Here is a 13994-nt window from a genome sequence, read left to right on the forward strand (position 1 = left end):
TCTTAATTAGGATGCGGGAGATTCCTTCAGGCGGTATTCTGATGGAGTCATCCCAATATATTTCTGGAATACTTTGGTGAAATATCGGCGCTCCTGATATCCTACGCCTATGCCAATTTGGGCAATGCTCTTGTCACTGCTGCGCAGCAGACACTTGGCCATTTCCATCCGCTGCTTGGTCAGGTATTCGACAAATGTCTCGCCAAAGTGGTTCTTGAACAATAGACAGAAATAACTGCAGCTGATTCCCAAATACTCCGCAATATCTTCAATGCCAAAATCTTTCCCAAGCTTGTGCTGGATATAATCTTGGGCAGCCAGCATCAGCTGCTCGGAGGTTTTCTTGGACGATACAGACTCTCTGGATCGCTCGATCAAGGATACCAGCAAGGACAGTAGCTCTTTCAGGCTAAGGGATTGCTGCATCTGCTGCCACACGGCTTCTTCCTGATCAGCAGGAAGCATGTGAAGCTCTCTCATCTCACGAACTAAGTGAATCAGGAGATAATGGAGAAGTTTCTCCGCCCGCCCGATCGCATTCTCATTCAGATGACCCACATAATGTTTCAGCTCGCCTATCATCTGTTGGAGCACTTGACTGTCACCGTTGCGAAGCCCTGTACCGATCTGCTCAATCCATTTCCACTGTGATGGAATATCTCCTTGCGGAGCTGCTTCATCCTTGGCCATAGTTTTATCAGCGCTTACAAACCAGTCGTTGGAAGAGTTCAGGATCAGTGCCTGCTGCATTCGTTGATACACCGTGGACATTTCATTAAGCGCCACAGGTCCATGCTCGAGACACATGCGCAGCTGCATATAGTCTTTCTTGTCAATCAAAGACTGGAGAGCCAAGAACCCGGGATAAAGCTGGTCTTTCGTGATTTCACCGGAACCCGCCGAAGAGAACACAATGCACCACTCCCCCTCCCGGATTTGGAGAACCGTCTGTTCTTTGAGCATGGAAACAAATGTTTCCCGCAGCATCTCTTTAATATGAAGATTCCACGCCTTGCGCTCATGAATCGACCATGTAATCGATTGATGGGCATATCCTTCGATGTCCACGACAAGAACGGCAAAATCCTTACGTTCAAGCAGGCTTTCTTCATCCAAAATCAGCTTGCCCTTATCCGCTTCCTGACCGAGCAGGGTATGAAGCAGAAAGTTCTCATTAGCCCAGTGGACCACCTGATCTATCTGCTGCTCCTTAAGCAATTTTCTTCTCTTCTCGCGAATCTCTTCACCGATCCTGCGAACGGTTGACTCCAGCTCTGCATAATCAATAGGCTTGCAAATGTAGTCCTTCACGTTATATTGAATTGCTGCCCGTGCATATTCAAATTCCTGATAACCGGTTAATAGTAGAACTTCACAAAGATTGCCCTGGCTTCTAAGCTCTTTAATCAAGCTGATCCCATCCATAACGGGCATCCGGATATCACTCAAAATCAAATCGGGCTGGTGCTCACTCACCATTCGAAGGGCTTCTAATCCATTCTTGGCCATACCTACAATCTCATAATCCATGTCCTCCCAAGGAAGAACTTTGGTCAAATTCTTCAAGATAGGGGCTTCATCATCGACCAGTAAGGCTTTAAGCTTCAAATTTTATCACCCAATTCATTTTTAGGAATTACGCACTGTATGATTGTGCCATGCCCCGGCGCGGAGCAGATAAACAAACCGTATCGGTGCCCATACTTAAACCTTAGACGATCTACAACACTTCGTAGCCCTAAACCTCTTCTTTCATGGTTGGTGACATCCGTAGTCTCCTGTACCACTTCACTCTCATCAAAATATTTGAACTTCTGCAGCTGATCATTGGTCATTCCGATCCCGTTATCTTCAATACGAAGCAAAATCCGGTCTTCCTCGACCCGGCCTGAGATTCTGAGCTGTCCCTTGTATTCAATCCCCTCGAATCCGTGCTGTATGCTGTTCTCCACAATAGGCTGAATCGTGAGCTTGAGCACAAGACAATTCATCATTTCATCCGGAATGTCGATCGTATAATCGAACAGATCCTCAAACCTGAATTTCTGGATTTCCAAATAATTGGACACATGCTCCAGCTCCTGCCGAAGCATGATCTCTTCTTTTCCCTGGAAGCTGATTCTTAGTATGCTTGCCAGCCTCAGAACCATCTCGTTTACCTTTTTGCCTTGATTCTGAATCGCGAGAACATTAATAGATTCCAGAGTGTTGAACAGAAAATGTGGTTTGATCTGTGCCTGCAGCACCCTCAGCTCAGCATTAATCTTCTTCTCCTGCTCGTTCTTGACCTGGTCAAACAGCTGGGAGATTTTATCCATCTGATTATTAAAGCCCTTCTGAAGCAGCAGCAGCTCATCGTCACCCTTTTCGTCAACCCTTGCCCCGAGTTCCCCAGCTTCTGCCTTGCGCATGAACCGAACAATGACCCCAATTGTCCCTGTAATACGATTCATAAAAAACACATTAAACATAATAGCTGTAACAACGAAAATGCCCAAGATCCCCACGAACCACTTGGCAAATGTCATGACTTCATTGGACAAATAGCTCCATGAGGTCACTGACACGATACTCCATGGATGCTCTTTCAAATGATAGATAGAAATAACGCTTTCTTGACCGTTGAATTTACCTTTAAAGCTCTGATAATTTCTACCGTAAGAAAGCGGTTCGTTCACGTATTTATTAATGGATGTGCCGTCAAACGAGTGTTTATTGTCGTATAGGACAAGACCACTGTCATTCACCAGATAGAAACTGGTATCACGCTGATTGCCACCAACCTGCAAATTTTTAAAGATATCATCAATTTCCCAGTTTTTGATCTGCACAGCAAGAATCCCTATTTTGTGCATGTTGGAAAGCTTCTTAATAACTCTAATTTGCGTGAAAACAGGCTCCGAGCCTGTAATCTCCGGATATTCGTGCGGGGCAATCCACAGCGCCTTGCCATTGAGCTTCATAACTTCCTTGTATACCGGATGATTCTTCAATTGAAGATAAGTAAGAGGGGTAAAGCCTTCCTTGTCGAATACCGGGAACGGCTTTTCCGTCTCATATTCTTTGTCGGCATCCAAATTGTTCATGACACTCATCTTATACAAGAAAGCATAATCGATTGCGGGATGATTATATAACAACGTCCTAAAGCTTGTTTGGTTAGCGTTAAATTCAATTTGTCCTTTAACCGTTAAAGCTAAGTTCTGATTCTTCGTTTTTTCTGGGTCCTTCACACTTAGAGCATTTTGAAAAAGCTCTCGGTCGCTTCCGCTCCGGGTCACATTATCGATTTCAGTGAACACGCTGTTAATACTGAATCCAATAGATTTCAATGCATATTCAGCCTGTTCACTGTATTTGCTCTGAATCGACTTAAAGGTAACCAGAAAAGTAATAATTCCCAAAACAAAAATAGGTATTATAATTAGCAAAATAAACGCGGTAAGAAGTTTAATTCTCAGATTCATAGGGATAACTCCAATCTGGCAATTATCCCTTAACGCTACCCGCTGTAACTCCCTCTATAATCTTCTCCTGCAGGAATGCATAGATGACAACAACCGGAACCACACTGTAGACAATACCGGCTGACATCTGCGCATAGTTCATCTGATATTGGTTGCGGAACTGAACCATACCGACCGGCAGGGTGCGAAGCGTGTCTTTCGACAAGAAATAGTTAGCAAGCAAGAATTCGTTCCAGTTGCTCAGGAAGTTAACGATAAATACGGTGATAATTGCGGGAACTGTTAAAGGTAACACTATTCTAGCAAAGATGCCTGAGGCGCTCAATCCATCCATAACCGCTGCTTCTTCGATCTCACTTGGAAGCGACCTCATGAACGCAGCCAAGATGATTACGGTAAATGGAATCGCATTACCAATGTAAGGAATTATCAATGCAAGGTGCGTATTCAAAATTCCCAATTTGCGGACTAGAGTATAAATTGGCAGCATCATAGCGTTATTTGGAATCAGCATTCCAATCAGAACCAAACCGAACAAAGCCGCAGCCAGCTTACCAAACCGCATCCGTGTAACCGCATAAGAGAACATGGCTGCAATAAGAATCGTTACAATTGCTGCCAAGAGGGAGATGTACAGACTGTTAAGGAAATACGTACTAATCTTGGCATTTACCCATGCCTCATAGTAGTTGTTAAATACAAACTCCTTTGGCAGACCGAAAGGATGCAGAGCAATCGCGTTGTTATCCTTCTTGACTGAGGAGAATAGAACAAACAAGAACGGAAACAAAATGATCAACAGGTAGCCTAACAGAAATATATGAGGTATACCCTTCTTCAAGTTACGCACCATTAGTACTCAATCCTTTCATTACGCCGCGCAATCAGCAGTTGGTAGATTAAGGTAACGATAAGCGTAAAGACAAAGATAAGTACAGCAATCGTGTTACCATAACCGTATTTAAAGCTCGTAATCGCATATCTAATCATGTACGTAGCCATAACCTCTGTAGAACCCGCCGGTCCTCCGTTTGTCATAACCAGAACAATATCGGCAGCCTTCATGGCACCCGCAATGGAGAGCATGATAACAACTGAAATGATCGGGGTAATTAGAGGAAGCGTGATACGGGTTGCTCGCTGGAATGCAGTGGCTCCATCAATCGCTGCCGCCTCTTCAAGTTCCTTGGGAATCGAGAGAATCGCGGCCAGTACCATAATGATGTAGTAACCGGTCCACTGCCAGGCGTTCGTGATAAGAATAGACAGCATGGCATAATTTTCATCGGAAAGCCAATAGATCTTGCCTACCCCAAAGAAGCTAAGAATTTTGTTGAGTAGACCGATATCAGGCTCGTAAATAAATCCCCATAGAATACCAATTACTGCAGTAGACATAATCGATGGAAGAAAGATTGAGGTCTTGTATAGCCCTTTCAGCTTCTTAACGTTGGCTATCAAGAGTGAGAAAATTACAATGATAGGCACTTGGAGCAAGCAGGAAAACAAAATGAAGTACACGTTGTTTTTTACAGAAACCCAAAAACGTTCTTGGCCTAAGGCCTTTGTAAAATTATCAAAGCCAATAAATTTCATATGCGTGGAAACACCGTTCCAGCTTGTAAAACTCAAATAAATTGATGAAAAAATCGGGTAAATAAAAAACATACCAAACAATATTAATGCGGGTAATACGAACAATATGAATACAGTAGGGTTCTTCAACGCTTTGTTCATACCAAACCTCCGGTTCTTGGGACGTGAGCTGCTCTATTTCTATTGTCCAGCTTTCGTGTAGAAGGGAATGCACCCTTACCGTGGTGAAGGATACATTCCCTTTGTTACCTAATTACTCTTTGTTGGCCAGCACTTCATCAGTTACCTTTTGAAGATCTTGAGCCATCTTCTCAGGAGTCGTTTGGCCGCCAATCAGTTTTTGAATTTGTACTGCGCTGAACTCTGTGTTGATGTCAGCTGCAACTTGGGAATCCCATGCAGGGAAGGAACCTTTAGTGGAGCTCAGTACTTTAGTGATGTCTTTCATCAGATCATCTGTAACAGTTGCGTTGAGCTTGTCTTCTGAAACTGCCATCGAAGGAAGAACCCCGTCTTCAGCAAGTCCGCGAAGCTGCATGTCTTCATTGAACAGTTCTTTGATAAATTTCTTAACCGCATCCAACTTACGAGGATCGTCAGCTACAGAAGCGGAGAAGCCATAACCATTATTGGAATCGCGCATAAGAGCTGTTTGTTCTCCAACACCGCCATCAACAGGAGGCATATTAAAGAATCCTACTTTTCCGATCATAGCTTCACCGGATTGGCCCTTCTTGAATACGGAGGATTTCCAAGTACCATCGAACCAGAGTGGTGCTTCACCGGAAGTGAATTGGCCAGTGATATCGCCATATGCGAAGCCAAGCTCACCTTTCTTAAAGTAACCTTTCTTCTCCCAGTCCACATGTTTAGCGAACGCTTTCACCATGTTCGGATCTGTCCATTTTGCTTCGCCGGCAGCAATCTTCTTCACAATATCCGGTCCAGCGTAGCGAGCCCACAGTTGGTTTGTCAGCATCAGAGGTACCCAGCCCTCTTTGGAAGCTGCTGCAATAGGTGTTTTGCCATCAGCTTTGATCTTGGCAAGCAAGTCTTCAAGCTCTGGGAAAGTCGTAGGAACTTTCAGACCTTTTTTCTCAAAGTACTCTTTGTTATAAAAGAAACCTTCGGCGGAAGCACCGATCGGAAGACCGTATACTTTACCATCAACAGTGTAAGGATCCAACACGTTCGGGAATTTGTCAGCGATTCCAAGTTCTGCGAGGATTGGAGTCAGGTCAAGCATTCTTCCCTCTTTAGCATACATTTGGGCATCCGGGCTGCCGAATACGTCAAAGATATCAGGTGGGTTGCCCGCAGCCATTTCTCCGCGAAGTTTTTCCTTACGGTTAACTTCAGAATCTACACCGTCGAGCTTAATGGTAAGACCTGGTGTTTCTTCTTGTACCTTCTTAACAACATCCTGAAGGATTGCCAGGCGGTTCTTCTTATCGGCCCCTACTTGGGTGTGACGTAGTGTCACTTCAAATGGTGAAGTATCCGCTTTCTCTTCTTGCTTCGGTGTATCACCTGTCTTTGGTGGCTCTTCGGCTTTGGTGCCGCCGCCGCACGCTGTCAGCATAGTAGTTGTCACGAGAAACAATGACAGTAACAATACTAGACTCTTTTTCATTTATTTGACCCTCCCATAGAATGGTTTGCCTTACACTTTCATTATAGGAACCGCTTTCAATATTGGTAAGGAGGACATATTTCTTTTGAAGGGATAAAATCCTCTAATCATTAACCTTCCTCTCAAAAATCTGTTGAAACAACGGCAAATAGCGCAAGAAATCCGGTTTTCACCTTCATTTCTCACGCTATTTCTGGATAAACTTGCAATTATTTTATGATTCCAGGACTTTCTGCTTACTTCCAATTCCGATTAAATCATAGGCCCTTTGGACCTCTTCATCTGTTGGAGACGGGACATTCTCTAACGGATACTTCCATTTCAGAGCTTCCCATTTATAGATTCCCATCTGATGGTATGGAAGAATCTCAAACTTCTCTACCCCGTTCAATTTGCCTACGAATCTACCTAAACGGAGCAGGTCCTCTTCCTCGTCATTGATTCCTGGCACAAGCACGTGCCGGATCCACATCGCTCTATTATGCTCTGACAACCACTCCGCCATCTTCAGCATACGCTCATTCGGCTTGCCGGTCAGCTCAATGTGTTTCTCGTTATCAATATGCTTCAAGTCCAGGAGCACCAGATCTGTAACATCGAGCAGATCTTTAATCTTGTCACCCTCGTTATAACCATTCGTATCCAGCGTGGTATGAAGTCCCCACCGTTTCTTCACTTCCCGGAACAGTTCTGTTACAAAGTGCGCCTGTAGTGTCGCTTCACCACCAGAGACCGTAATTCCTCCACCCGAAGAACGATAGTAATTAACATAAGGCTCAATCTCTGCCAACACCTCTTCGAGGCTCATATCCTTTCCGCCAGTCAAGTCCCATGTATCCGGGTTGTGGCAGTACTTGCATTTAAGTAGGCAGCCCTGCATAAAGAGGACGAACCGAATTCCCGGGCCATCTACGGTGCCGAATGTTTCCAATGAATGAATATGACCTGTAATCATGCTATTGTCACCCTTTCTGCAGGTCTGCAGCAATTTATTATAAGATTGTATCCCTATACGACCAGTTGATCCTTACATAGAACCGTGGAAAGTACGGTTAATTACGTCGAGCTGCTGTTCGCGAGTCAGCTTAATGAAGTTTACGGCATAACCCGATACACGAATAGTCAGCTGAGGATAGTTCTCTGGATGCTCCATAGCGTCCATGAGCTGTTCACGGTCAAATACGTTGACGTTCAGGTGATGGGCCCCACTGCCGAAATATCCGTCCATCATAGACACCAGATTGGACTTGCGTACTTCCGGCTCTTTCCCCAACGCTTTCGGAACAATGGAGAATGTATTGGAGATACCATCAAGACTGTGCTCATATGGCAGCTTTGCTACAGAGCTCAGGGAAGCGAGGGCTCCCTTCTTGTCACGGCCATGCATAGGGTTAGCGCCTGGAGCAAATGGCTCGCCGGCTTTACGTCCGTCTGGTGTAGTACCGGTCTTCTTACCGTATACCACGTTGGATGTGATGGTCAGCACGGATTGTGTAGGCATGGCGTTCCGGTAAGCTTTATGCTTGCGGATCATACTCATGAACTGCTCAACCAGCCCAACAGCGATTTGGTCGACCCGGTCGTCATTGTTACCGTAGCAAGGGTATTCACCTTCAATTTTGAAGTCTACCGCAATTCCTTTCTCGTTGCGGATAGGGGTCACCTTCGCATATTTTATTGCGCTAAGTGAGTCCGCCGCTACTGATAAGCCGGCAATACCACAAGCCATTGTGCGGAGAATATCGCGGTCATGAAGCGCCATCTCGATGCGTTCATAACTGTATTTATCATGCATGTAGTGGATGACATTCAGCGTATTCATATAAAGCTTAGCCAGCCACTCCATCATAGGTTTGAAGCGTTTCATAACCTCGTTGTAATCAAGTACCTCAGATGTGATTGCCGGATATTCAGGACCTACCTGAACGCCGGATTTCTCATCTTTACCTCCGTTAATGGCGTACAGCAGGGCTTTGGCCAAGTTAGCACGAGCTCCGAAGAACTGCATCTGTTTACCGATCTCCATAGCGGATACGCAGCATGCGATACCGTAATCATCGCCATAGATCGGGCGCATCAAATCATCACTTTCATATTGAATGGAACTTGTTTCGATGGAGACTTTAGCACAGTATTTCTTGAAGCCTTCAGGAAGCTGTTCCGACCACAATACAGTTAAGTTTGGCTCTGGTGCTGGACCCAGATTGTACAGGGTATGCAGGAACCGGAAGCTGTTCTTGGTCACGCGGGTCTGACCGTTCACCGCCATGCCCCCGAGGGATTCGGTTACCCAGGTTGGGTCTCCACTGAACAGTTCATTGTAGTCAGGAGTACGCAGGAATTTCACGATCCGAAGCTTCATGACAAAATGGTCAACCAGTTCCTGTGCTTGTTCTTCTGTCAATGTGCCTTCAGCAAGGTCACGTTCGATGTAAATATCCAGGAAGGAAGATACGCGGCCCAGAGACATCGCGGCACCGTTCTGTTCTTTAATGGCTGCAAGATAGCCGAAATATACCCACTGGAAGGCTTCTTTGGCTGTATTGGCGGGCTGTGAAATATCAAAGCCGTGCATCTCAGCAAGAACCTTAAGCTCGCCCAGAGCCCGGATTTGCTCGGATAATTCCTCACGCAGACGAATTACATCCTCATCAATCACATCAAGTTCAAGCTGCACCAGTTCATTCTTCTTCTGAGCGATCAGGAAATCAACACCATAGAGTGCAACCCGGCGGTAGTCCCCGATAATCCGGCCACGGCCGTAAGCATCTGGAAGACCGGTAATGATCCCTGCTTTACGGGCAGCTCTCATCTCGGAAGTATAAGCATCGAATACGCCTTGATTGTGTGTTTTGCGGATCGTTGTGAAGATGTTTACAACTTCTTCAGGCATTTTGAAGCCATAAGCCTCACAAGCATCAATCATCATCCGGATGCCGCCAAATGGTTGAATGGAGCGTTTGAATGGCGCGTCTGTTTGAACCCCGACGATTTGTTCTTTGTCCTTATCCAAATATCCAGGTTTATGTGAAATAATTGTCGAAGGGGTGTTCACATCCACATCCAGCACTCCGCCATTTTCCCGTTCCTGTTTGGTCAAGTTGGATACAATCTCCCACAGTGCTTTCGTATTGGCTGTCGCACCTTGAAGGAAGTCCTCACGGCCATGGTAAGGGGTAAGATTATGGTCGAGGAAGTCACGAACATTAACCTCTTTCTGCCATTTCCCTTTCTTAAAGCTTCTCCAACCCGATTGTGCGGCTTGTACTTCTCTCTCAATTACCGACATGATAATTCCCTCCATCTCTGAATTGTGTGAACAGACAAGATCCCCCAAGGCAATGCCAACTTAATGTTGTGATAGTTTTCACAATCAAATTTACTCCTACCCTAACATCAATGCCGATACTCCCTATAACTTCTGTTTACCGGGACCTTTTATACTTTTATCATAGAGGATTTGCCTGAAAAAGGATGTGACAAATATCACATTTGCGGTGATATTTGTCACTCCATTTTTTACGTGCTATGAACCTGTAGTTTGTGCTTATTCAAATCTTCCGTAGAATGCGTCTCTATAGACTTCTGCAAGTTCCTTAACAAGCGGCAGCTTAGGATTCGCAGTTGTACATTGGTCTTCGAAGGCGCGGTCAGCCAGATAGTCCACTCTGCTCTCGAAGTCTTTTGGATCGAAGCCCAGCTCCTGGAACGTTTCTGGAATACCCAGTTTGCGGTTCAGATCGCGGATTGCGCCAATCAGACTCTTCACGCCTTCTTCGGTAGTGCGGGCTGGCAGTCCCAGAATGCGGGCAATCTCAGCATAACGTTGATCCGCAACAAAGTTGGTGTATTTAGGGAACGCTGCGAACTTAGTTGGTTTCTTCGCATTATAGCGGATGACATGCGGCATCAGGATCGCGTTGGTGCGTCCATGAGCGGTATGGTATTGTCCGCCCCATTTATGAGCCAAGCTGTGGTTGATGCCAAGGAAAGCATTCGCGAATGCCATACCGGCCAATGTTGATGCGTTATGCATTTTCTCGCGTGCCAGCTTGTCACCAGTCAACGCCGATTTCTCAAGCCATTCGAATACAAGCTGAATTGCTTTGATCGCCAAACCATCGGTGTAGTCATTAGCCATGACAGATACATAGGCTTCGATAGCATGGGTGAGTACGTCCATACCTGTGTCAGCTACGGCTACTTTAGGCAGACTGTACACAAATTCAGGATCAATAATGGCTACATCCGGTGTTAATTCATAGTCAGCGAGCGGGTACTTGGTGTTACCGTTAACCTTGTCGGTGATAACTGCGAAAGATGTTACTTCAGAACCCGTACCCGAAGTGGTTGGGATCGCAACAAACTGTGCTTTTTGACCAAGGCGTGGATATTTGTAGATCCGTTTGCGGATATCCATGAATTTCTGTTTCAAGTTGTTGAAATCTGTGTCTGGGTATTCATAGAACAACCACATGCCTTTTGCAGCATCCATTGGAGAACCGCCGCCGAGTGCGATGATGCAGTCCGGCTGGAATTGAGCCATAAGCTCTGTTCCCCGTTTCACCGTAGTTGTGGATGGGTCCGGCTCAACTTCCGAGAACACTTCAATGGCGACCGGAGTTTGTCTTTGACGCAGATAGTGCTCTACTCTTTCCACATAACCCAGTTTCACCATCATTGGGTCCGTTACGATCAGCACACGGCTGATATCCGGCATTTTGGCAAGATATTGAGTAGCCCCTTTTTCAAAATAAATCTTCGAAGGTACTTTGAACCATTGCATATTCACGGTACGGCGATTCACCCTTTTCACGTTGATGAGGTTAACTGCAGTTACGTTAGAAGATGTCGAATTGCGTCCATACGAGCCACAGCCCAGTGTCAGAGATGGCAGGTTCGTATTGTAGATATCACCGATACCGCCTTGCGAAGATGGCTGATTCACCAGAATCCGGCAGGTTGGCATGCGGTCAGAGAATTTTTGGATAACTTCTTCGTTGTTCGAGTGAATAACCGAAGAGTGACCCATACCGCCGAAGGCAACGACTTCAGCCGCGCGATCAATACCTTGCTGAGCGTTGGATACTTTGTAGCAGGCCAGAACCGGGCTCAGCTTCTCAGCCGACAGCGGGTATTTAGGACCTACGCCTTCTACTTCGGCAACAAGGATTTTGGTGCCTTCAGGTACTTGAATTCCGCACATTTCAGCAATTTTTACGGCTGGTTGGCCTACAATTGCCGGGTTAACTGCACATTTCTCAGCAACGATTGCGCCTGCGCTCAGCTTAGCAGCTTCTTCCTTATTCACGAAATAACATCCGTTGGCAATCATTTTCTTCTTCACTTGGTCGAAGATTGGCTCTTCAATAATTACAGCTTGCTCGGAAGCGCAAATCATACCGTTGTCAAAAGTTTTGGACAAGATCAGGTCGTTTACCGCTTGATCGATATCCGCGCTTTTCTCAATGAAGCATGGCACGTTACCAGGTCCCACGCCGAGTGCTGGCTTACCACAGCTGTAGGCTGCACGAACCATTGCCGAACCGCCAGTTGCCAGAATCAAGGCCACATCAGGATGATTCATCAAAGCGTTCGTTTTATCCATGGAAGGTGCTTCAATCCACTGGATGCAATCAGCCGGTGCGCCGTGCTCGACAGCTGCTTTCAGCAGGATCTGTGCAGTTGCGGTACAGCAGCTTTGTGCAGATGGATGGAAGCCGAAGATAATCGGGTTGCGTGTCTTAATCGCAATAAGTGCTTTGAAGATCGTAGTTGATGTCGGGTTGGTTACCGGAGTAATCCCCATGATAATACCTACTGGCTCTGCAATCTTCTGGAAGCTGTCATACGGGTTGTCTTCAATAACCCCTACGGTCTTGTCGTTCTTGATATTATGGTAGATATATTCTGTCGCGAACATATTCTTGATAATTTTATCTTCGTACACACCCCGACCTGTTTCTTCAATAGCCAGCTTCGCCAGGTGCATGTGCTTATCCATACCCGCAAGGGCCATGGCTTGGACAATTTCATCAATTTGCTCCTGGTTCATTTGCATGAAGGCGTCGGATGCTTTCTTTGCTTTGTTGATCAATGTCTGGATGTGTTCTTCAGCAGTTGGCTTTACAGTTTCGTTAACTTGAGCTTTGGTAGCCATAACTCTCATCCTCCTATTATTTAGGTGAGCGGATTGTTGAAGTTGTTATTTCGTGAAATTTTTCACAAGTGTATTTAACTTCAATGTTGCCACTCGTCTTTCTTCTCTCTACGCATTGATCTTAGCATAGTGAAAAACCGCATACTGTGATATTTGTCACAGAAATAAAGTAAAGTGAAATAAATCACAAAGTTCGTTTATTCGACACTTTTAGGGCCTCTTTCGCCCCCTAAATTCCAAATTAAAGCTATATAATTGAGGCATAGAAAAAGAAATGGAACGAACCTCATAAGTTCATCCACAGAGCTTGTATAATTGGAATACTAAGGAGTGATCGGTGATGATTGATTATTTAAGTACAACATTAACCCGCGGGAACACCGGCAGCTTTACGGAGCAGAACTTCAACCGTCTTCTCGTGATGATGAAAGACAAAGCTTATGCTAGCGGGTCCCACCTGTTCTGGGAGGGAGATCTTGCGGATAAGCTGTTCTATATTAAACGCGGACGCATTAAATTGACTAAGTCAACAGATGAAGGAAAAGAACTTATTTTATATATGTACCAAAGCGGCGATCTCGTTGGGCAGGCTGATCCCTTCTTCGGATCTAAATACAGCTTTACAGCTGAGGTTATTGAGGATAGTGAGATCGGTATTATTGAGCAGCGTGACTTGGAGATTCTGATCTGCCAGCATGCGGATTTTGCAATCGACTTTATGAAATGGATGGGAATCCATCACCGGCTGACACAGACCAAGTTCCGCGACCTGATGATGTACGGCAAGCCCGGGGCCTTATGCTCGACTTTGATTCGTCTCAGTAATTCTTACGGTGAGAAGCATGGTGATTCGATCCGGATTAATAGAAAAATCACCCATACCGACTTGTCCAATATGATCGGAGCAACAAGAGAAAGTGTCAACCGCATGCTTAGTGATCTGCGGAGAAAAGAAGCGCTGGAGTACGAGAATGGCTATATCGTTATTAAAGACCTGGTTATGCTTCAGGATATCTGTCACTGCGAGCTGTGTCCGCATCAAATTTGCCGGATTTAAATTGTTAACCTTTATGATAATATGCTGTTTCAATCCCATTTATAGATAAAAAAAGAGCAGGAAGGCCGGAGTTAATCCAGC

9 protein-coding genes are annotated in these 13994 nt (G+C 45.4%); 1 reads left to right on the forward strand and 8 read right to left on the reverse strand.

The window, feature by feature from the left end; genetic code table 11:
• Positions 1-6: 6 nt before the first annotated feature.
• From KJS63_RS02580 to adhE, 8 genes are all read right to left on the reverse strand, one after another.
• Entirely contained in the window at positions 7-1608 is a 1602-nt protein-coding gene (locus KJS63_RS02580) for a response regulator (protein ID WP_213617826.1), read from the reverse strand.
• On the reverse strand, positions 1605-3467 hold the full coding sequence (locus KJS63_RS02585; protein ID WP_068616881.1) for a cache domain-containing sensor histidine kinase: 1863 nt from the start codon (positions 3465-3467) through the stop codon (positions 1605-1607). Before KJS63_RS02585 ends, KJS63_RS02580 begins: the two co-directional genes overlap by 4 nt.
• Positions 3468-3489: 22 nt before the next feature.
• Complete coding sequence (locus tag KJS63_RS02590) at positions 3490-4320, reverse strand: carbohydrate ABC transporter permease (protein WP_213617827.1); 831 nt, start codon at positions 4318-4320, stop codon at positions 3490-3492.
• The gene (locus KJS63_RS02595) at positions 4320-5204 is read right to left on the reverse strand and encodes a carbohydrate ABC transporter permease (RefSeq protein ID WP_213617828.1); all 885 of its coding nucleotides are present in this window, start codon (positions 5202-5204) and stop codon (positions 4320-4322) included. The genes KJS63_RS02590 and KJS63_RS02595 overlap by 1 nt, the downstream gene beginning before the upstream one ends.
• Before the next feature lie 112 nt (positions 5205-5316).
• A complete protein-coding gene (locus KJS63_RS02600; RefSeq protein ID WP_213617829.1) occupies positions 5317-6696 on the reverse strand; it encodes an ABC transporter substrate-binding protein in 1380 nt (459 codons plus the stop codon).
• 214 nt (positions 6697-6910) lie between these two features.
• Complete coding sequence (gene pflA / locus KJS63_RS02605; protein ID WP_213617830.1) at positions 6911-7651, reverse strand: pyruvate formate-lyase-activating protein; 741 nt, start codon at positions 7649-7651, stop codon at positions 6911-6913.
• Positions 7652-7723: 72 nt separating this feature from the next.
• The gene (pflB, locus tag KJS63_RS02610) at positions 7724-9985 is read right to left on the reverse strand and encodes a formate C-acetyltransferase (protein WP_213617831.1); all 2262 of its coding nucleotides are present in this window, start codon (positions 9983-9985) and stop codon (positions 7724-7726) included.
• A 258-nt stretch (positions 9986-10243) separates the two neighbouring features.
• Complete coding sequence (gene adhE, locus KJS63_RS02615) at positions 10244-12856, reverse strand: bifunctional acetaldehyde-CoA/alcohol dehydrogenase (protein WP_068616872.1); 2613 nt, start codon at positions 12854-12856, stop codon at positions 10244-10246.
• 340 nt (positions 12857-13196) lie between these two features.
• Here adhE and KJS63_RS02620 point away from each other — a divergent pair, with 340 nt between their 5' ends.
• Positions 13197-13913: a Crp/Fnr family transcriptional regulator gene (locus KJS63_RS02620; protein ID WP_068616870.1), complete on the forward strand. Its 717-nt coding sequence runs from the start codon at positions 13197-13199 to the stop codon at positions 13911-13913.
• Positions 13914-13994: the final 81 nt, after the last annotated feature.

The organism is Paenibacillus sp. J22TS3 (genome assembly GCF_018403205.1).
GTDB lineage: Bacteria > Bacillota > Bacilli > Paenibacillales > Paenibacillaceae > Fontibacillus > Fontibacillus tuaregi.